This window comes from Salinicola peritrichatus (assembly GCF_003206715.1).
GTDB lineage: Bacteria > Pseudomonadota > Gammaproteobacteria > Pseudomonadales > Halomonadaceae > Salinicola > Salinicola peritrichatus.
Map to the genome: position 1 here is coordinate 50,793 of NZ_PZJU01000022.1, position 20,551 is coordinate 71,343.

Genomic DNA, 20,551 nt, shown 5'->3' on the forward strand with positions numbered 1-20,551 from the left:
CAGATCCTCTACCTGCAGCAGGTGGGCAAAGATCGCCATGCGCATGGGAATGCCGTTGTCGGTCTGGCGGAAGATCGCCAGGCGCGGATCGCCGTTGAGATCGGTGCCGAGGTCGTTGGCACCCGGGCGGCTATCCCGCGGCAGCGGATGCATGACGATGGTGGTCGGCGAGCAGCGGCGGTCGAGGAAGCCGCGATCGACGACGAAATCCGAGGTGAGTTCGGCGAAGTTCTCGGACATCTCGGCGGTGAAACGCTCGCGCTGGATGCGGGTGGCGTAGATCACGTCCACGTCGTCGAAATTATCGGCCAGGCTCGGCAGGATTCGCACATGGTGGCCGCGGGAGGCCACCAGGTCGATCAGCGGCTGGGGCATCTCCAGCCCCGGCGGCGAGACCAGCGTGATCCGCAGTGGTTCGTAGAGCGACAGCAGCTTGATCAGCGAGTGGACCGTGCGGCCGTACTTGAGATCGCCGGTCAGCAGCAGATGCGCACCCGCCAGCGGCTTGCCCAGCCGCGCAAACTCCTTGGTGATGGTATAGATATCCAGCAGCGCCTGGCTGGGGTGCTCGCCCGGGCCGTCGCCGCCGTTGATCACCGGTACCCGGGTCGCCTCGGCGAATTCCGCCACCGAGCCTTGCTCCGGGTGGCGCATGACGATGGCGTCGACGTAGCCGCCCATCACGCGGCTGGTGTCGTAAAGCGATTCGCCCTTGGCCATCGACGAGAAGGTGAAGCCGGTGGTATCGCAGACGCTGCCGCCGAGCCGGCAAAACGCCGCGTTGAAGCTGATGCGGGTTCGCGTGCTGGCCTCGAAGAACAGGTTGCCGAGCACCGCGCCCTCCAGCACCCGGGTCACCTTGCGCCGGCTTGCGATCGGTTCCATGCGCTCGGCGATACGGATCAGATGGTCGACGGCGTCACGGGAGAGAGAGTCGACGGAGAGCAGGTGCGAAGGCATCACGAAACCTCGTTGGCGGATGGCGGAATCGGAGTGGTCGGGAAACGCCTGCGTAGGCATCCATGGCGTGTTTCCCCGGTGGCGATGGATCAGCCGGCGATAGTGTAGCGTTCGCTGCCGGTCGCTTCACGCGTCGCGGACGAAAAGTCGATGCAGCCACCGGCGCAGCCATGAATGAGAGCGTTTCCTGTGCCCCAACCGCCTGATTAACAGGGGTTAATCTCTAGCGACGAGATTTTTGCCGAGCATCGGCGACTGCCTATGCTTAAGTCAGTTCTTACTGACCGCGCCTGTGATGACGGGCGAATCCGAAGGCATGTCACAGCTAACAGGAGGCCGCCAGGATGGCAGAATCTCACTTTCCCCCGCAGGAACAGGACAAGCAGCCCGGCGACGAGCATCGCATGCACCCCGAGCCGGAATTCATTCGCGACGATTATCGCGGCAGCGACAAGCTCAAGGGCAAGGTAGCGATCATCACCGGTGGCGACAGCGGCATCGGCCGCGCCGTGGCGCTGCATTTCGCTCGCGAAGGGGCCGACTGCGCCGTGGTCTATCTCGATGAACAGCGGGATGCCGAGGATACCAAGGCGCTGGTCGAAGCCGAGGGGCAGCGTTGCCTGCTGATCCAGGGCGATGTCGCCGATTCCGGTTTCTGTCGCGAGGTCGTCAAGCAAACGCGCGGGGCGTTCGGCGGAATCAACATCCTGGTCAACAACGCCGCCGAACAGCACGACTGGGACGACGTCACCCAGATCACCGATGAGCAGCTGCAGCGGACGTTCGCGACCAATATCTTCAGCCATTTCTATCTGATCCGCGAAGCGCTCCCGCACCTGAGCGCCGGCGACACCATCATCGCGACGTCATCGGTCAACGCCTTCAAGGGCAACAAGAGCCTGATCGACTACTCCGCGACCAAGGGGGCGATTCAGGGGCTGGTGCGTTCGCTGGCGCAATCGCTGATCGATCGCGAGATTCGCGTCAACGCCGTGGCGCCGGGTCCGGTGTGGACGCCGTTGATCCCGGCCAGCTTCGAGGAAGATAAGGTCGAAAGCTTCGGCGGGCAGGTGCCGATGAATCGCGCCGGGCAGCCGAGCGAGATGGGGCCGGCCTACGTCTATCTGGCCAGCCAGGAGTCGTCCTACATGACTGGCCAGACGATTCATTTGAATGGCGGGGTGATCCTGAATACCTGAGGAAACACTGCATAAATGTCTGCGCAGGCGAATCGACTTCGTTGCGCGGTGCTCGCAATCCTCACATATACCCCAATATGCTCCGGTTGCTGCGCTCCGTGCGCCTTGCGCTTCATCCTGCTCGACGATTTATTCAGCGTTTCCCGGACGAAAAGTGCCTGCGCTCGCCGACTTTTCGGGCAAAACGACTATGCTGGCGGTTCGGTGGGCAGCTTGCCACCGATCTTGGCGGTGATCTCGCGGGCGGTTTCCGCCACCAGCCGGGCCAGTTCCGGCAGGCGGGAGTCGTCGATGCGGGCCACCGGGCCGGAAACGGAGATGGCGGCCAGCGGCATACCGCTTTCATCGTGCAGCGTCGCCGCGACGCAGTTGAGGCCGATGGCATGCTCCTCGCGATCGACGGCGTAGCCCTGGCGTCGGATCTCGACCAGTTGCTCGCGTAGCCTGCCGACATCGGTCAGCGTGTTGGGCGTTTCGCCCTCGAGCGTGCGACCTTCGATGATGCGTTTGAACTCCTGCGTCGGCATCCATGCCAGCAGTGCCTTGCCGACGCCGGAGGCGTGCAGCGGCGCTCGCGATCCCAGGCGGGTGATCATGCGCATCATCTGCTGCGACTCGCTCTGCGCCAAGTAGACCACCATGCCGTCGTCGCGGATGCCGAGATTGGCGGTTTCACCGGTGGCGGCGGTGAGCCGGCGCAGATAGGGGCGGGCGGTGGCGACGAAATCGCGCGCTTCGAGGAAGCTGTTGCCGATACGGAAGGTCTTGACGTCGATCTTCCACAGGCCGCTTTCGATATCCTGGGTGATGAAGCCCTGCTGGAACAGCGCCTGCAACAATCGATGGGTGGTCGAAGGCGCGAGCCCCACGTCCTCGGCGATATCGGAGAGGGCGAGACCGTCCGGTGCCGCCGCGAGGCCCTCGAGAATCGTCAAACCCCGCACCAGGGACTGGCTGTGCCCACCGGCGCTTTTGGACTCACCGGCCGGTCGTCCGACTGCTCTACGCTTTTGCTCCGTCACCCGTTCCCGCTCTCGTCGAAGTTCGAAAAATACGCTCGCCCGCGACTGAAGCGCGGGCGGCCGCGTTCAGGATAACCTTTCGACGCTGGGCTGTCTGCGCGTCGGCGGCTACGACTTTCGCGGCTCAGGCCTGCACCCGGCTCTCCAGGCGCAGCAGGGCGATACGATGGATCTGCTCGATGGCGGTGCGGCGCTCTTCGTCGAGAGCATGCTTCAAGCGGGCTTCGAAGGCGTCGAGGATCGCATGGCGGTCGAGACCGCGCACGGCGATCACGAACGGAAAATCGAAACGCTCGCGGTAGGCGGCGTTCAAGCGTTCGAAACGCGCGAACTCCGCCGGCGTACAGCGATCCAGCCCGGCTCCCGCCTGTTCGGCGCGCGAGTCTTCGGTCAGCGCATCGGCCACCGCGGCCTTGCCGGCGAGATCCGGATGGGCGCGGATCAGTTGCAGTTGAGCCTCGGGAGAGGCGGCCTCGACCTGCCCGCGCATCCGTGCGGCCAGCCCGGCGGGAGTATCGTGGCGCTCGTCGAGGCCTTGGTCCCAGCTCTGGGCCGCGATCCATGGCGAGTGTTCGTAGACGTCGCCGTAGCTGGCGATGAACGCCTCGCGCCCGAGTTGGCTCGGGCGGGGAGAGAGCCGATCCTGTGCCATGCAACCTCCGGTTGACCTTTGTATACAAAACGCCTTGAATGAGGCTAACCCCAATGCCGCCCGCCGATCCAGCCTTTTGCGTGTCGTCGGGCGCTCCGATCATGGAAGGGCACATGAACGAAACCGCCAAGGACGATCTCAAGGGCTATCTGACCACCCATGTGCTGGATACCGCCCAGGGCCGGCCGGCCAGTGGCCTGCGCATCGAGCTCTACCGGCTCGAAGGCGGGACCCGGGCGCGGCTGGCCGACGTGAGCACCAACGCCGATGGCCGCTGCGACGCGCCATTGCTCGAAGGCGGCGACTTCACCGCCGGCGTCTACGAGCTGTTGTTCCATGCCGGTGACTATCTCGTCGCCAGCGGCCAGCCGGACCACTTTCTCGACCGCATCCCGATCCGCTTCACGGTGGCGCGGCCCGACGAGCATTATCATGTGCCGTTGTTGTTATCGCCGTATAGCTATTCGACCTACCGAGGCAGCTAGAAAAGCGCTGCGACTCGGCCATGCGTCGTTAAAAATCGTCTCGACATGCTCATTAACAAATCGTTAACTCCGCTGTCTCAACGATTTTTGCCTAGCTTGGCCTTCGCTCGCGGCTTTTCTCACCGTTAGCGAAACTTCTCGATCGAGGAACTCTCTTGACCACGACATTGATCCGCAATGCCGACTGGATCGCGACCTTCGATGATGCCGAGCGCGAGATTCCCAACGCCAGCCTGCGCCTGGAGGACGACCGCATCGTCGCCGTCGGTCCTGCCGACGAATTGGACGGCCCCGCGGATATCGTCATCGATGCGCGCGGGCACATCCTGCTGCCGGGGTTGGTGAACACCCACCATCACTTCTACCAGACGCTGACCCGCAACCTGCCGGCGGGACAGAACGCCGAGCTGTTCGACTGGCTGGTGACCCACTACCCGATCTGGGCACGGCTCGATCCGGAGTCACTGTTCGCGGCCAGCCAGGTCGCCGCCGCCGAGCTTTTGCTCTCCGGCTGCGCCACGGCGGCGGACCACACCTACCTGTGGCCCAACGGCGCGCGGATCGACGACCAGATCGCCGCGGTCTCCGAACTCGGCCTGCGCTTCCACGCCTCGCGCGGCTCGATGTCGGTGGGCGAGTCCCAGGGCGGCCTGCCGCCGGACAGCGTGGTCGAGTCCGAGCGGGAGATCCTCGACGACACCCAGCGCGCGATCGAGCGCTATCACGACGCCTCGGAGCGGGCGATGACCCGCATCGTGGTCGCGCCCTGTTCGCCATTCTCGGTCTCGCCCGAGCTGATGCGCGACAGCGCCGAGCTTGCCCGACAACATGGCGTACACCTGCACACCCATCTGGCCGAGACCCGCGACGAGGAAGCCTACTGCCGTGAGCGCTTCGGCTGTACGCCGGTGGAGTACGCCGAGCGCCTCGGCTGGGTCGGCGACGATGTCTGGTTCGCCCACATGGTGCATCCGCATGCGGACGAGATTACGCGTCTCGGCCGGCACGGCTGTGGTGCCGCCCACTGTCCGAGTTCCAACATGCGCCTGGGCTCCGGCATTGCGCCGCTGATGAAGATGCACCGCGCCGGCATGCGGATCGGGATCGGCGTCGACGGCAGCGCCTCCAACGATGGCTCGCACCTGCTGGCGGAAGCGCGCCAGGCAATGCTGCTGGGACGTCTCGAGGGCGATCCGGGCGAGATCACCGCGCGCCGCATGCTGTGGTTCGCCACCCGCGGTGGGGCGGCGGTACTCGGGCGTGACGACATCGGTCAGCTCGCGGTGGGCAAGGCCGCCGATATCATCGGCTTCCGCCTCGATACACTGGCACTGGCCGGCGGCGCGCTGCACGATCCGCTGGCATCGCTGGTGTTCTGCCAGCCGCCCACGGTGGACCTGTCGATCGTCGGCGGCGTTCGTCGGGTCGAGGATGGACGGCTGCTGGGGATCGATCTCGAGACCCTGGTGGCACGACACAATGCCAGCGCGCGGCGGCTCGTCGCCTAGGCGCTGGTATCTCGCCGGGCGCCCGATACAATCGAAGCTTCCGACGACGCACGCGGGTGGAGCGAACGACGATGGGCAAGCGCGTGGACGCAGCGGCAGTACTGGAAGCAGAACGTGACGGAGCGACCGTGAAGGGTCGCAGAGGGGCCGGCAAGGCCGGCGACGGCGCCGAGCGTCACGAGACGATCTATCGCCAGATTCGCGAGGCGATCGTCGAGCATCGGCTCAAGCCGGGCGCGCGCCTGCGCGAGGATGCGCTGGCCGAGGTGTTCGGGGTCAGTCGCACCGGCATCCGCAAGATTCTTCAGCGGCTGGCGCTGGAATACCTGGTGACGCTGACCCCGCGGCGTGGCGCCAGCGTCAGCCGGCCGAGCATCGAGGAGGCGCGCGACGTCTTCGCCGCCCGCCAACTGGTGGAGTGTCAACTGATGCCCTGGGCCGCGCGGCGGCTGAAACCGGCGGACGCCAAGACGCTGCGCGAACTGGCGACGAGCGAACGCCAGGCGCTGCGTGCCGGCGAGCAGAGCCGCGCCATCCAGCTCTCCGCCCAGTTCCACCAGCGCCTGGCCCGGCTGGCCGGCAACACGCCGCTGGCGGAATTCGTCGAGCGGCTGTGTTCGCGCTCCTCTCTGATCCTGGCGGTCTACGGCAGCCCCGGTCATCTCGGCTGCGAATCCCACGACCACGACGAACTGGTCACGCTGCTCGAAAGCGGCAAGGAAGAGCGCGCGGTGGCTTTCATGCAGCGTCACCTCAAGGCGATCGAGGCGTCGCTATCGATCGAGGAGAGCCCGGACGAAACGCCGGATCTGCATGCGATCTTCGGCTAGCCATGTACACTCGCTCGATTGCTGCTGACTTAGTGGTTTGATTGCTCGAGACCATCAAGCCTCTCGATAGTTTAAGAAGCGCAAACTATCGTCTTTTGCAAGCGATTCGCTGCGTTAAGCAATTTCGAGGGCTTGCCTAATTCTTTCTGTGGCTGCTCCCTGCGTTTCTCATTCCTGGCCCATGTTTGGCTGATGCTGTTTTCTGTGCCTCTATCCGGATCAAACCTGTTGAGTGCGTAATAGTGCCGCTATACATTGGCTTATCAATTTAGGCTAGGGCTGCTTCGCCCGTGAGATCCAGCCGCCTCAGACGGGGCGGCAACACCATCGCCCATAGGAAGCGAAAACATGGCCGAGATGGAAGACCGCTGGTTATCCGTAGATGAAATAGGCAAACACCTGGGTGTTAGCAATGACACGGTATACCGCTGGATAGACAAACACTCCATGCCAGCCCACCGGGTGGGCCGTTTTTGGAAGTTCAAGAAAGATGAGATTGATGAGTGGGTACGCAACGGCGGAGCAAGTGACACCAGTGGCGACAATGGCAAGAAATCATAAGTCACTGGCCCGGTTCGGGTTTCGTTTCGAGCGGGGAGGAGCACACAGCTCCCGAACCGTGATGCTCGACGAACTGGCAACGCTCCTTGGCTATGTCGACCGCGAAGAAGTCTCGAAAGGCGACTACCTGCGTGCTGTCGAAGAGGACAACTGCCTCGCCAAACGCTCGGGAAAAACCCGGAGGTTGACCTACCGTCACCTGGCGGAACTCTATTCTCTGGATACCGCCCACATCCTGTTTCGCGCCCTCCGGCATTTTTGGAAGCGAGATGAAGCAGGGCGCCCACTGCTGGCCGTGCTGTGCGCCTATGCTCGCGACTCCATCTTCCGCTCCACGGCACCCTTTATCTTGAAATGTCCGGAAGGGACAGTGATTAACAGGGAGTTCCTGGAAGAATTTATCGATAGCCAGGAACCTGGCCGCTTCAGCAAGGCAACCCTGAAATCGACGGCGCAGAACATCAACTCAAGCTGGACCAAGTCTGGCCACTTGAACGGCAGGGTGAAAAAAATTCGCGCCCATCCCACACCAACCTCGGGGAGTGTTTCATACGCACTTTTGCTCGGATACCTGACCGGAGTCCGGGGGCAGGAACTCTTTCGCACCGAATATATAAAACTGCTCGACTGCCCACGCGACAAAGCCATCGAGCTCGCGGAGGGCGCCTCACGCAAAGGCTGGATAACCTTCAAGCGGGTAGGGGATGTGATCGAGGTGCTTTTCCCCAGCCTTATCAACCAGCAGGAACAGGAGTGGCTGCGTGAGCAGGGTTAGACGGTTAGTACAATCGTACAACAGGCATATATCAATCCCTTGGCGGGACGATGCGGCTGCCGCACAGCGCGTCATTTTCTGCGTGTACAACGAGAACGAGGAGCGCTGGCTCCGGGCCCGGGTCGATGAGTTTGAAATCGTCACCAAACAGGCCGGCCACGACTGGGCGCTGTTCGATTTGACCAACACCTTTGCGGCCTGGCTCAGTAGCCAGCGCTATGCCAAGAGCTACTTCCAGAAGCCGCATTTACTCGCCACTGTGCTGCCCAAGTATCTTGATTACATCGTGGACGAATTCGAGCGCTTTCTGGACAGCCGCAATATTGATGAGAACGCCGTGGTGGCAATCCAGGGCGTTGGGTCACTGTTCGGCTTCCTCAAGGTGAAGGATGTGGTCGACAAGCTTGCCCCCCGGGTACCCGGGCGGTTGCTGGTGTTTTTCCCTGGAAGCTACGAAAACAACAACTACCGACTGCTGGACGGTTACGACGGGTGGAACTATCTCGCCATGCCCATCACGGCGGATAAGGATTACTGAATAAGAGGTTGTTAATGAAGAATCGTGACATTTATCAGAAGGATCCAACCACCCGGAAGCTGGTCAACGAAGGGGTGGCAAGCGTCAACGACGAAACCACCAGCCATGCCCTCGCGGTTCTTCGCTACGAGCTGGAAACGTTCGTTTGCGATGGTCAGTACGAAAAAGGGATGTCACACATCCTCGAAACCTACCTCAAGAATATCGACCAGGCCCAGCAGCCGGCAGTGTGGGTAAGTGGCTTCTTTGGTTCTGGGAAATCACATTTGGTCAAAATGCTTCGGGCGCTTTGGCTGGATGCCACATTTGACGACGGGGCTACAGCGAGAGGAATTGCGAATCTGCCTAAAGGCGTTAGCGATCATTTGATTGAACTCAGCACTCAAGGAAAGCGCCACGGAGGGCTGCACGCCGCTTCCGGAACGTTAGGCTCGGGTGCGGAGGGAAGTGTTCGCCTTGCGTTGCTTAGAATACTTTTTAAGTCCGTCGGTTTGCCAGCGCAGTATCCTGTTGCTCGCTTCGTGCTATGGCTAAAGCGTGAAGGCATTCTTGATCAGGTGCGTAAGAACGTTGAGTCTAGAGGCTTCGACTGGCATGAGGAACTGGACAACTTTCATGTCGCTGAAGGCCTACCCCAGGCACTGGTGAGTGTTAAACCTTCGCTCTTCTCTTCAGAAGCCTCGTGCATGGAAGCACTGAATAATCAGTACCCGAATGTTCACGATATCTCTAGCGATGAAATGTTAAAAGCCATTCGTCAAGCACTAACGCGAGATGGCAAATTCCCGTTGACTCTGATCGTTCTGGACGAAGTTCAACAGTTCATTGGCGAAGACAGTCAACGCTCCATTGCTGTACAGGAGGTTGTTGAGGCCTGCTGTAAGAACTTTGGTGGCAAACTTCTATTCATTGGTACCGGACAGACAGCCGTGACCGGCACCAGTAATCTGAAGAGGCTTGAGGGGCGATTTACCATCCGCGTCGAGCTCTCGGACGCCGATGTCGATGCCGTTATCCGGCAAGTTATTCTGGCTAAGAAACCGGAGGCTAAAGCTCCCATTGAGCAGGTTATGCAAACCAACCTGGGGGAAGTTTCGAGGCACCTGAACGGTACCACTATTGGTCATCGTCAGGATGACTTGCCTTACTTTTCACAGGATTACCCAATTCTCCCAGTTCGCAGACGCTTCTGGGAAAACACCTTGCGTTCTCTGGATCCCACTGGCACGGATAGCCAGCTACGCAATCAATTGAGAATTGCGCACAAGGGAGTTCAAACCAACCTCGATAAAGACCTCGGAAACGTAATACCTGCTGACTACATCTATTTTTACTCTGCAGACGAGTTACAGCAGCATCGGATTTTGCCAAAAAAGGTCTATCAGAAGACCATGCAGTGGATTAATGGCACCGAAGACGAGCGTCTGATGGCCCGTGCCTGTGGCCTGGTTTTCCTGATCAACAAGCTGGGCGGCCAGAACAATGAAATCGGCATCCGTGCGACTATTGATACGTTGGCGGACTTATTGGTTGAAGACCTGAACCAAGGAAGCGCGGCTATCCGATCCAGGTTGGCAAAGCTTACTGAGGAAAAGCTCTCTAGTGGTGCCTTGAAATACGACTTACTTGTAAAGATCGGCGATGAGTACCGCATCCAGACCGAAGAGAGCGCCGCTTGGACCGATGAATTCCTCAGCCAACGCGCGGCCCTATCCAGCGAGGCACACCGCATTCATGCCGAGCGCGATGACCGTATCCGCCGCACCTTTGGCGAGGCGGCCCGCAAGCTGTCGCTGGTTCAGGGCGATGCAAAAGTCACCCGCGATATCTACCCGGTATTCGACGCACAACTGCCAGACGATGCCGACCAACGCATTTGCGTCTGGGTTCGGGATGGATGGAGCGGCGACGAGAACTCCGTACGCGCCGATGCCCGGCAAGCCGGTAACCAATCGCCCACCGTATTCGTGTTCATCCCCAAGCGCTCTGCCGATGACCTGCGGCACCATCTGATTGATTACAAAGCCGCCAGTGCCACCCTGGATAAGCGGGGCGTACCCAACACCCCGGAGGGCACAGAGGCACGGGCTGCCATGGAAACCACCAAGCAGACTGCTGAGGGCAAGATCCGGGAATTACTAAACGAAGCCTTCTCCGGAGCCCGTGTTTTCCAGGGGGGCGGTAACGAGATTCTGGGCAACGATCTCCAGGAAATGATCCTGGAAGCCGCCAACAACGCCCTGCAACGGCTTTACCCTCACTTCCATACCGCTGACCATGCCGGCTGGTCCAAGGTTTACGAAAAGGCCCAGAAAGGTGCCCCAGACGCCCTCAAGGCCGTGGGTGATGATGGCGAACCGGCCAAGAACCCAGTGTGCAAAGCCATTCTGGCAGCCATTGCCGGCGGCAAAAAAGGCGCGGATATTCGTACCCACTTTGAGTCTTCCCCCTATGGCTGGTCCCGCGACGCCGTGGACGGAGGCCTCCAGGCCCTGTTGGTGGCTGGCCTTATCCGCGCCCAGGACGAGCGCGGCCAACCTCTTGAGCCGTCCAGCCTGGAGCGCAAGAGCATTGGCAAAACCCTGTTCAAGGTAGAGTCCGCCACCGTCACTACGCCCCAACGTATTCAAATCCGTAAGCTGCTGCAGAAGGTGGGTTTGTCCGCCAAGCAGGGTGAGGAGCTGGCGTATGTGCCTCAGTTCCTGCAGAAGCTTTCCGGCCTGGCTGACGAGGCCGGCGGAGAGGCGCCCAAGCCGGAGCGCCCGGATGCCAGCTTCCTTGACGACATTCGCCTCACCGCCGGCAACGAGCAATTGGTGGCGCTCTATAACCGGCGCGAAGAGCTGGCCTCCAACATCGAGACCTGGGAGCACCTCTCGGAGCGCATTCACCAGCGCTGGCCCAACTGGGCGGTATTGAAGCGATTGATGTCCCACGCAGGCGGGCTCGACGATGCCGATGTCTTCCGGGCTCAGGTGGAAACTATTGAACAGCAGCGACAGTTGCTGACCGACCCCGACCCGGTGGCCCCGCTGATTACCAGTCTGACACAGGCGCTCCGGGATGCACTGAATCGACTGGACCAGGATTACCAGAAACGCCACGAGCAAGGCATGGCTCGCCTGGCCGATGACAGCAACTGGCAGCAACTGGAGCCCGAACAGCGAAACCAGCTGTTGGCAGACCAGCGCCTGACCCTGGCTGATCGGCCCGAGGTCACGGTTCAATCCACCCAAGAGGTGTTGAACACGCTGGATCAGTGCGCTCTGGCCATGTTTGCCGATCGCGTCGCTGCCCTTCCCAGCCGCTTTGACAATGTGGCCGTGGCGGCAGCCGAGCTGTGCGAGCCGGAGATCCAGTTTATCCATGTACCCCGCCGCACGCTGAAGACCGATGAAGACATCGATGCCTGGGCCGAGGAAGTGAAGCAACAACTCAAGGCCGCGCTGCCAGACGGGCCCATTTCAGTCAAATAAAGAGCCCGTCAAATAAAGAGCCAGTCAAATAAGGGGAATGACTTCATCCATGAGGACTGCCGCCAACATAGAGTCCCTGCTCCCAGAACTGGAGCATTGCATAGCCGACGACCTGGAAGACCAGGACCTCGACTTCAAGCAGTGGGACACGCAAAGCCGCGACAAAGCGGTAAGAACCGTGGTCCAGATGGCCGTATGCATGGCCAATGGCGGCGGCGGTACCGTGGTGTTTGGGGTAGCCGACCGGTCCCAAGGGCGTGAGAGTGCCATTATCGGCGTTCCGCCGGAAATCGACATCAACCTGCTGAAAAAGGCGGTTTACGACCAGACAGATCCGAAAATAACCCCGGTATTCGAAGAGCTGGCCGTACCGGAAGGCACCGGTCGCCTGCTGCTTATGCAGATCTACCCCGGTATGCCGCCCTACACCGACAGCGCTGGCCGGGGCACCATCCGTGTAGGCAAGGATTGCCAGCCGCTCACTGGCACCTTGCGCCGCAAAATCGGCGTGGAAACGGGCGAGACCGATTACACTGGCGAAGCCGTCTCCCCCGTGGACAACCAGTTACTATCCGCCACCGCCCTCGAGTCCCTACGCAATCAGGCCCGCAAGGAGCGGGCGCCGGAGGACTTGCTACGCCTGACCGATGTTGAGCTGCTGTCCACCTTGGGCCTGATCAAGCACGGCAAACTGACTCGCGCGGCGCTGTTGCTGGCCGGTACCGAAGCCGCCATCCGGGAACGTCTCCCCGGCCACAACTGGACCTTCCTGCAAATGACCTCGGATACCGAGTACGGCATCCGGGAGGATCGGGTCAGCGCATTGCCTTTGTCCGTTCAGCGCATAGAAGAACTGCTGGTCCCCTTCAACCCGATCACCACCTATCAGCAGGGCCTGTTCCACTACGAATACCGCACCTGGCCGGAAATCGCCGTGCGCGAGGCGTTGATGAACGCCTTTTGCCATGCGGATCTGCGCATCGCCGGGCCGGTGATGGTCAAGCTTTACCCGGACCGGCTGGAAATCAGCAACAACGGGGGCTTCATTGCCGGCATTACTCCCAACAATATCCTCCATCACCAACCCGCAGCCCGAAATCCGCTGCTGGTGGAGGCCCTGACACGCTTACGCCTGGTCAACCGCAGCAACCTGGGGATAAACCGGATGTTTTCCGCCTTGCTCATTGAGGGCAAGGAGCCACCGCAGATCCGCGAGATCGGCGAATCCGTGCTGGTGAGTTTCCCCAAGCGGGACCTGAATGCCGCCTTCCGTCTGTTCGTGGCCGAGGAGAGCGAGCATGGCCGCAATCTGGGCGTGGACGAGCTCCTGCTGCTGCAATACCTGCTGCAACACCCGGAGTTGGATACCGGAACCGCCGCAGCCCTGTGTCAGCGCAGCGAGGCGGAAATCCGCGAGCGGCTCTCGGCCATGGAGTCCGCCGGCTATATCGAGCATGGCGGCACTGGCCGGGGGGCCTATTGGTGCGTTCACCCGGACCTCTATAACCGTCTGGCCGAAGACGGTCAGGGCGAGGCTCGCCGCCGCATCGACTGGGAGGCCGCCAAAACCCGCGTGCTCAGTATTCTGATGGAGCGCGCACGCCGCAACGAGCCGGGCCTGAGCAACAAGGAAATCCGGCAAATCACGCGCTTTGACCGCAACCAGGCCCGGCGCCTGATGCAGGAGCTGATGCAGGAGAACACCGGCCTCCAGCAGGTGGGTGAGCGGCGCTGGGCGCGCTATGAGTACAGCAATGCGCGTCAGTATTAAAATGCGCATAGATAAGACCATATGCGCAGACTATGCGATTATTGGTAAAATTGCGCATATCAAGTCGCACCGATGCGACAGGAAAAAGTGCTCTCACGGTACAAACGCCGTAGCCGTTGCATCACTTTCAGGATTGGGGAAGTAAAAGAACATGCAGCCACTCGACAAGACTCTGAGAAGCCAGTTGGAGCGCGCCGTTAAGGCCGCCCGGGACACCGCCGAAACCGGTGCCCGCGCCGCCCTGGACCAGCTGGGTGTGGCAGACCCCACACCGGCCGCGCATCTGAGCGAGACCGAGCGGGAGCTGCGCCGCCGCTTGCGTGCCCATGGTCGACAGTTGGGTGACTCCCTGAACGGTGGCAAGGTCCAGAGCATGGACCGTTTGGTGGAAGAGGTTGCCTACGAGCACTGGCACCGCATGCTCTTTGCCCGCTTCCTGGCCGAAAACGACCTGCTCATGTACCCGGACCCGGACGAACCGGTGGCCATCACCCTGGAAGAGTGTGAAGACCTGGCTGCCGATGAAGGCGCCGCCAACGGCTGGGAACTGGCCGCCCGCTATGCGGCCCGTATGCTGCCGCAGATTTTCCGGCTGGACTCCCCGGTCTTCCAGCTCACCTTGCCACCGGAGCACCAACAGGCTCTGGAACGCCAGGTCGCGGGCCTGCCGCTGGAGGTGTTCACCGCCTCCGACAGCCTGGGTTGGGTTTACCAGTTCTGGCAGGCCAAGAAGAAAGAGCAGGTTAACCAGTCCGAGGTCAAGATCGGCGCCCGGGAGCTTCCCGCCGTCACCCAGCTCTTCACCGAACCCTACATGGTCAGCTTCCTGCTCGACAACTCCCTCGGTGCCTGGTGGGCAGCCCGGCAGCTCAGTGAAAGCGATCTGAAACACGCCGAAAGCGAAGAAGAGCTGCGCCAGAAGGCCTCCATTCCTGGTGTTCCCCTGGACTATCTGCGCTTTGTAAAACAGGAAGATGGAGCCTGGACACCGGCTGCCGGCACCTTTGATGCCTGGCCGGAACAACTGGCCAACCTGAAAACCCTGGACCCCTGCTGCGGCTCCGGCCACTTCCTGGTGGCCGCCTTCCTGATGCTCGTGCCCATGCGCATGGAGCGCGATGGCCTGTCCGCTCGCGACGCCGTGGATGCGGTGTTGCGAGAGAACATTCATGGCTTGGAGCTGGATCAGCGTTGTGTGGAGCTGGCCGCTTTTGCGTTGGCCCTGACCGCCTGGAAATACCCCGGCGCCGAAGGTTACCGGCCACTGCCGGAGCTGCACCTGGCCTGTACCGGCCTGTCCGTCAGCGTTGCCAAGGAAGAGTGGAAGCAACTCGGATTGGGCAAGCACAACCTCACCATTGCGCTCGACTGGATGCACGACACCTTCAGGGACGCACCGGTACTGGGAAGCCTGTTGAACCCCGCCAAGGCTGATGCCGCCAAGCTGGTGAAGTGGGAGGAGCTGTCCACCACCCTGAAACAGGCCTTGGAAAACGAACAACAAGGACTATACCAGGACCCGCAAGCGGGAGGGGGCGAAGCCCAACACGAGGCCGCCGTAGTGGCCCAGGGGCTGGCCAAGGCGGCGACTCTCCTGGCTGATCAATACCAATGGGTGATTACCAACGTCCCATACCTGGCACGGGGCAAGCAAAGTGACCGATTGAGAGACTTCTGTGAGCGGCACTATCCTGCTGCAAAGAATGACTTGGCCACAGTCTTCCTCGACCGTTGCTTAGAGCTATGTGTCGAGGGCGGAACCTCCAGTATTGTGCTGCCGCAGAACTGGCTGTTCCTGACTAGTTACAAGAAGTTCCGCGAAAAGCTGCTCAAGAACGATACCTGGCATTTGATTGCCAGGCTTGGGCCTCAGGCCTTCCAAACCCCAATGTGGGACTTCAATGTTCAACTAATCTCTATCAGCCGGGGTAATGACGCTCAGGAATCTGGCGGACTGTTCGGTGATGTGGAACATACCAATCTGATTCGGGGCGTGGATGTTTCAGAGCCGCGCACGGCGGCTGAGAAGGCTGAGCAGTTGTTGGTGACAGAAGTTAAGAGCGTTGATCAGGCGAAGCAGTTGGAGAATCCTGATGCTCAATTTACTTTAGAACCAATCACAAGTTCAGATTTCCTTTCGTCCTCGGCCTCGGCGCTATCGGGCTGCTCTGCAGGGGACGCCCCAAGATTTAATCGGTACTACTGGGAGGTAGAAAGCCTTGGCAGCGGAACATGGCGTTTTCTCCAAGGCACGGTTTCGTTAGGTCGGCTATACGGCGGTCTAGAGGAAATTACTTTTTGGGAGAATGAGCGCGGTGAAATGTATCGCCTCGCGCAAAGCGTTAAGCATTTGAACCACGCGGCTCAAAATTGGCTTCGTGGAAAGCCAAATTGGGGCAAACCCGGAGTCGTCGTGAGTCAAATGAGAGATCTTCCACCAACTTTGTATTCGGGGGAAATTTACGACTGCAATGCTTGTGCGGTTGTTCCTGACGACCCCAAGCATGTGACCGCTCTTTGGGCATTCTGTGAATCAGGCGACCATGGAAAAGCCGTCCGCGTTGTGGACCAGAGCCTCAAGGTCACACCGCACAACTTGCTTAAAGTCCCCTTCGACCTCGACCACTGGACCAAAGTCGCCGAAGAAAAATACCCCAACGGCCTGCCTAAGCCCTACACCGACGATCCCACCCAATGGATCTTCCACGGCCACCCCTGCGGCTCGGTCGTCTGGGATGAGGAGCAAAAATGGACGGCCCACGGCCCTCTGCGCACCGACAACACAGTCCTGCAAGTCGCCATTGCCCGCCTGCTCGGCTACCGCTGGCCCGCTGAGCTGGATACCGACATGGAGCTGGCCGATGAGCAGCGTGAATGGGTGAAGCGCTGCGAAGCTCTGTTGCCCTTCGCCGATGAAGACGGCATTGTTTGTATTCCTCCGGTGCGCGGTGAGGCCTCAGCCGCTGACCGCCTGCTGAACCTGCTGGCCGCTGCCTACGGCGACGCCTGGTCCACCGATGTTCTGGCAGAACTTCTCAAGAGTGCCGACCACGCCGGCAAAACCCTGGAAACCTGGCTGCGCGACAAGTTCTTCACGCAACACTGCAAACTCTTCCAGCACCGCCCCTTTATCTGGCACATCTGGGACGGCTTGCCGGATGGCTTCTCGGCTTTGGTCAACTACCACCAGCTCGACCGCAAGAACCTCGAAACCCTGATCTACACCTACCTGGGCGATTGGATTGGCCGCCAGAAGCAGGACAAGAACAACGGCATCGACGGTACCGAAGAACGCCTGGCCGCCGCCGAATCCCTGAAGAAGAAGCTGGAACAGATCCTCGAAGGCGAAGCCCCTTACGACATCTTCGTCCGCTGGAAGCCCATTGAACAACAGCCCATAGGCTGGGACCCGGACCTCAACGACGGCGTCCGTCTCAACGTCCGTCCCTTCATGACCGTAGGCGACGTCAAAAAGAAAGGCGCCGGCGTCCTGCGCGACAAGCCCAACGTCAAATGGACAAAAGACCGTGGCAAGGATGTGGAGTCAGCGCCCTGGTACCAAACGTTCAAGGGTGAGCGGATTAACGACCACCACCTGACGCTTGCTGAAAAAAGAGCCGCACGGGAGAAAGTCTAATGAGCGGCGATGATAGACAACGCGCTCTGGGTGGCCTTCAGATAACAGCAATGGAGGCCGAAACCACCCAGGCTATAGAGACCTTATCCCTGTCTCCCGCTTTGGTAGATCCGGGGCTTATACCTATCCTGGAAAACCGTTTTACCGAAGCGCAGCGTTGTCTCTCCCATTCCCCTATGGCCACTATTATGTTGTGCGGCTCCTTACTGGAAGGTTTGCTACTTGGCTTGGCGAACAAAAAGCCTGCGGACTTCAACCGGTCCCCGCAAAGCCCCAAAGATGAAAGCGGCAAGCCAAAACCGTTTAAAGACTGGAGTCTCGCACAGCTTATAGATGTTGCTCACAACATTGGCATCCTTCGGCTCGATGTAAAGAATTTCGGGCAACATCTGAGAAATTTCCGTAACTACATCCATCCCTACCAGCAGATGAAAGAGGGCTTTGATCCGGACAGGTACACCGCTGAGATGAGCCTTACCGCTGTTAAGGCGGCAATCTATAACCTAGCCAGTAACGTGAGGCCTGAGAAAGATGAACTTTCAGATGACTGGAAGAATCATCCAGATGCGACCCTGTTAGCACTGGTAAGTCTGGTTGGATCATGGAATGAAAAGAAGCAAGCTGACAAGGAGGCTCTATCTCGTATTCTCGATATGAGATACGAAGATTGGATTAAGGTGGCTCGTGAAATATTACACCTGCCAAATAGCCCCTTATCGTTGAAAGATGGCGTGTGGGTTGTAACCCATCGGAAAGAGTTATTTAAGCTTCTGGGCTCGAGAATTCTTGATCCAAACCTGGAGGTATTTAAATCGCTGGCCATTACTGTTTTGAAAGAACAGGATCCCGCTTTTGAGCTGCCACCAGAAGAGCGTTATGCAGCTAGCATTCACGGGAAAGTACCAAGCTATTCCCCCGCAATGCGCAGCGGGCTTGCAGAAGGGTTGGCCATTCTGGGTTGTTATGCGGAAGCTTGCAGCAACTGCACCCTTGGAAATGCCGACATAACAGCCGTTTTGGCGATTCGGGATATCTTTGACGGAGCGGATTGGGCGTTATGGGGAAGCCTTAACGGTCTGCTTCCTACCTTGTCCGAAGCAGCGCCCAAGGAATTTCTAGATGCCATAGAAACAGCTTTACGGTCATCCCCTTGCCCATTCGATGAGCTCTTCGCTCAGGAAGGCGTTGGCATCACCGGCAGCAACCATATGACAGGGCTGCTCTGGGCGTTAGAAGGTATAGCTTGGGATGAGCAGTATCTTGTTCGAGTATGTGATCTGCTCGCTGAACTAGCCAGCCATGATCCAGGTGGCCAATGGGCAAACCGCCCAGCCAACTCCTTGACCGACATTTTGCTTCCCTGGATGCCGCATACACTTGCAAGCATTGAAAAGCGCAAGGTAGCGGTACAAACCGTTATCAAAGAATGGCCAGACATTGGCTGGAGCCTTTTATTAACCCGCCTCATTCACGAGGGTGCTGATTGAGCGGTCTGAAGGTACTGACTGGTGGCATCGCTTATCAGGATCGGCTTCTTCAGCGCGAATAGCTGTTGAGTAATGCCAAAACGCTGAAATTTCCCCGCTTCCTTATAGCTCTTTGGAATCAATGGCGACCGTCCAAGCAGCCGTGATCGCCGCCCGCCGCTCCGGTCGCTCGCTTTCTGATGCTGTGGTGGTCTCGCAGAAGCGTCAGCTCAGTGCGGTCAGCTTCGGCAGCCCCTTCAGCAGCGTCGGCCACCACTTGTCGGCGGCGGCACCCAGATGAACGGTGATTCGCCGAGCGTGCAGTCTCAGCGTGGCGGCGACCTTCAGCACCTGCTCGCGCATCCGGCTGAGGCTCCAGCCTTGCCGGGTCTGCCGCTCCAGCAGGCAGCGCAGGCCATGCAGGACCTGGTAGGCGTAGAGGCTGAGCAGCAGGCTCACCTCGTTGCGTGCCATCACGTCCTGAACGGTGGAGGCGCCGCGATCGGTCGACGAGAGGTGCACGTCGAGCGCCGACTTCACCTCGCCCATGTGCGCCTCGGCGCTGCCGCGCTTGCGGTAGAGCGCCAGGACCTTCTCCGGCGGCCAGTCGAACTTGCCGAGGTTGGTGACCAGGAAGAAGGCATGCAGCAGCAGGTCATCGGGGCGTTCCTGCACCACCAGCACCACGCGACGCGGTGCCGACCAAGAGCCCGCTTGATACTCCAGATCGTGGCACCACTCGCGAGGCTGCTCGGGTGGCCGGCCGGGTGGCCGCTTCAGGTGCGGTGCCGCCAGTTTCTGCAGGCCGGAGTGACTGCGCAGTCGGCCCAGGTACTCGATGTCGCACTCTTCCAGGGCCTCCAGCGTCGCGTTGTCGGTGAAACCGGCGTCGATGCGCACCCGAACCTGGGCGCCGGTGCTCTCGTTGAGTCGCCGCACCAGATGCGGGATCCAGGTGTCGGCGTTCTCGGCCGGGCCGGCGTTGCCCTCGCGCAGCAGGCCGCCCACCATGTCGCCGGTTTCTGCCAGCGAGGCGACCAGCGGTGAATAGATCCGCGCGCCGTACAGGCCATGATAGGCCGAGCCGCCCTGGTGGCCGTGGACCTCGATCGGCAGGCCGTCGATGTCCAGCGTCAGCTGCTTGGGGCGCTCGCCGTTCTTCAGCGCGGTCAGGCGCCAGATCACCAGTCGCAGCAGGCCTTCGTGCACGGCATCGATATTGTCGCAGCGCCCGAGGCAGGTCAGCAGCCGCGACAGCGTGGCTTGAGAGGGCCGGTCCTGGGCCAGGGGCGTTGTCCCGCGCGCATCGCTGCAGGCCAGCTGCCAGAGCGGATCACGGCGCAGCGTGTCGGTATCGCTGAGGTCGATCCAGCCCATCGCACGCTGCAGCACCAGGGTACGCAACTGGCTGGCCAGCGAATGAAGGATGCGCAGCGGGTGGCGTCGATCGACCAGATTGTCTTCCAGCGCCTCAATCACGCCGCTGTTGTCGAGGGCTTCACGCAGCAGCAGGGCGCCGCTGTCGCTAGTGGTGCGCTGGCCGCTCAGCTCAACACGGACAGAGCCGTTGCACGAGGGCGACCAGGTCGTTAGGGTTTCACCCATAGCGGATGGCTCTCTTGGTTCAGATTCTTGGCGGAACACACTGAATTTTCAAGAGAATACCATCCG

General features: G+C 60.4%; 15 protein-coding genes. 11 read left to right on the forward strand and 4 right to left on the reverse strand.

Going from position 1 to position 20,551, the window contains the following annotated elements:
- The coding region (gene pyrB / locus DOM57_RS09850) for an aspartate carbamoyltransferase (RefSeq protein WP_110649053.1) at window positions 1-960 on the reverse strand (960 nt) is incomplete at its 3' end.
- A 344-nt stretch (window positions 961-1,304) separates the two neighbouring features.
- Here pyrB and DOM57_RS09855 point away from each other — a divergent pair.
- Complete coding sequence (locus tag DOM57_RS09855; protein WP_110649035.1) at window positions 1,305-2,159, forward strand: SDR family oxidoreductase; 855 nt, start codon at window positions 1,305-1,307, stop codon at window positions 2,157-2,159.
- 188 nt (window positions 2,160-2,347) lie between these two features.
- On the opposite strand, the gene DOM57_RS09860 is transcribed toward DOM57_RS09855, so the two are convergent.
- Window positions 2,348-3,181, reverse strand: coding sequence for an IclR family transcriptional regulator (locus DOM57_RS09860; protein WP_110649036.1), 834 nt, complete (start codon window positions 3,179-3,181; stop codon window positions 2,348-2,350).
- Between the two features lie 124 nt (window positions 3,182-3,305).
- Entirely contained in the window at window positions 3,306-3,833 is a 528-nt protein-coding gene (gene uraD / locus DOM57_RS09865) for a 2-oxo-4-hydroxy-4-carboxy-5-ureidoimidazoline decarboxylase (protein WP_110649037.1), read from the reverse strand.
- A 113-nt stretch (window positions 3,834-3,946) separates the two neighbouring features.
- On the opposite strand from uraD, the gene uraH reads away from it, so the two are divergent.
- The 10 genes from uraH to DOM57_RS09915 all read left to right on the forward strand — a co-directional run bounded on the left by uraH (window position 3,947) and on the right by DOM57_RS09915 (window position 18,901).
- Entirely contained in the window at window positions 3,947-4,318 is a 372-nt protein-coding gene (gene uraH / locus DOM57_RS09870; protein WP_110649038.1) for a hydroxyisourate hydrolase, read from the forward strand.
- A gap of 155 nt (window positions 4,319-4,473) precedes the next feature.
- Window positions 4,474-5,826, forward strand: a complete 1,353-nt coding sequence (locus DOM57_RS09875; protein ID WP_110649039.1) for an 8-oxoguanine deaminase — start codon at window positions 4,474-4,476, stop codon at window positions 5,824-5,826.
- 71 nt (window positions 5,827-5,897) lie between these two features.
- The gene (locus DOM57_RS09880; protein WP_110649040.1) at window positions 5,898-6,656 is read left to right on the forward strand and encodes a GntR family transcriptional regulator; all 759 of its coding nucleotides are present in this window, start codon (window positions 5,898-5,900) and stop codon (window positions 6,654-6,656) included.
- Window positions 6,657-7,004: 348 nt separating this feature from the next.
- Window positions 7,005-7,217 carry a helix-turn-helix domain-containing protein gene (locus tag DOM57_RS09885; protein WP_063140232.1) on the forward strand — a complete coding sequence of 71 codons (213 nt, stop codon included), beginning with the start codon at window positions 7,005-7,007 and terminating at the stop codon, window positions 7,215-7,217.
- A 61-nt stretch (window positions 7,218-7,278) separates the two neighbouring features.
- Window positions 7,279-7,992 (forward strand): hypothetical protein, encoded by a 714-nt coding sequence (locus DOM57_RS09890; protein ID WP_204352917.1) that lies wholly within the window; start codon window positions 7,279-7,281, stop codon window positions 7,990-7,992.
- 82 nt (window positions 7,993-8,074) lie between these two features.
- Window positions 8,075-8,530 (forward strand): BREX protein BrxB domain-containing protein, encoded by a 456-nt coding sequence (locus DOM57_RS09895; RefSeq protein ID WP_204352918.1) that lies wholly within the window; start codon window positions 8,075-8,077, stop codon window positions 8,528-8,530.
- 14 nt (window positions 8,531-8,544) lie between these two features.
- Window positions 8,545-12,006, forward strand: coding sequence for a BREX system P-loop protein BrxC (brxC, locus tag DOM57_RS09900; RefSeq protein WP_110649043.1), 3,462 nt, complete (start codon window positions 8,545-8,547; stop codon window positions 12,004-12,006).
- 49 nt (window positions 12,007-12,055) lie between these two features.
- Window positions 12,056-13,777 carry an ATP-binding protein gene (locus DOM57_RS09905; protein ID WP_110649044.1) on the forward strand — a complete coding sequence of 574 codons (1,722 nt, stop codon included), beginning with the start codon at window positions 12,056-12,058 and terminating at the stop codon, window positions 13,775-13,777.
- 151 nt (window positions 13,778-13,928) lie between these two features.
- Window positions 13,929-17,414, forward strand: coding sequence for an Eco57I restriction-modification methylase domain-containing protein (locus DOM57_RS09910; protein WP_110649045.1), 3,486 nt, complete (start codon window positions 13,929-13,931; stop codon window positions 17,412-17,414).
- Window positions 17,414-18,901, forward strand: coding sequence for a hypothetical protein (locus DOM57_RS09915; RefSeq protein ID WP_110649046.1), 1,488 nt, complete (start codon window positions 17,414-17,416; stop codon window positions 18,899-18,901). Before DOM57_RS09910 ends, DOM57_RS09915 begins: the two co-directional genes overlap by 1 nt.
- A 204-nt stretch (window positions 18,902-19,105) precedes the next feature.
- On the opposite strand, the gene DOM57_RS09920 is transcribed toward DOM57_RS09915, so the two are convergent.
- A complete protein-coding gene (locus DOM57_RS09920) occupies window positions 19,106-20,485 on the reverse strand; it encodes an IS1380 family transposase (protein ID WP_420820224.1) in 1,380 nt (459 codons plus the stop codon).
- Window positions 20,486-20,551 lie beyond the last annotated feature (66 nt).

Excerpts from the sequence above, each read along its gene's own strand:
- DOM57_RS09855 (WP_110649035.1), top strand. The coding sequence starts at position 1,305 with ATGGCAGAATCTCACTTTCCCCCGCAGGAACAGGACAAGCAGCCCGGC.
- uraD (WP_110649037.1), bottom strand. The coding sequence starts at position 3,833 with ATGGCACAGGATCGGCTCTCTCCCCGCCCGAGCCAACTCGGGCGCGAG.
- uraH (WP_110649038.1), top strand. The coding sequence starts at position 3,947 with ATGAACGAAACCGCCAAGGACGATCTCAAGGGCTATCTGACCACCCAT.
- DOM57_RS09880 (WP_110649040.1), top strand. The coding sequence starts at position 5,898 with ATGGGCAAGCGCGTGGACGCAGCGGCAGTACTGGAAGCAGAACGTGAC.
- DOM57_RS09885 (WP_063140232.1), top strand. The coding sequence starts at position 7,005 with ATGGCCGAGATGGAAGACCGCTGGTTATCCGTAGATGAAATAGGCAAA.
- DOM57_RS09890 (WP_204352917.1), top strand. The coding sequence starts at position 7,279 with ATGCTCGACGAACTGGCAACGCTCCTTGGCTATGTCGACCGCGAAGAA.
- brxC (WP_110649043.1), top strand. The coding sequence starts at position 8,545 with ATGAAGAATCGTGACATTTATCAGAAGGATCCAACCACCCGGAAGCTG.
- DOM57_RS09905 (WP_110649044.1), top strand. The coding sequence starts at position 12,056 with ATGAGGACTGCCGCCAACATAGAGTCCCTGCTCCCAGAACTGGAGCAT.
- DOM57_RS09910 (WP_110649045.1), top strand. The coding sequence starts at position 13,929 with ATGCAGCCACTCGACAAGACTCTGAGAAGCCAGTTGGAGCGCGCCGTT.
- DOM57_RS09915 (WP_110649046.1), top strand. The coding sequence starts at position 17,414 with ATGAGCGGCGATGATAGACAACGCGCTCTGGGTGGCCTTCAGATAACA.
- DOM57_RS09920 (WP_420820224.1), bottom strand. The coding sequence starts at position 20,485 with ATGGGTGAAACCCTAACGACCTGGTCGCCCTCGTGCAACGGCTCTGTC.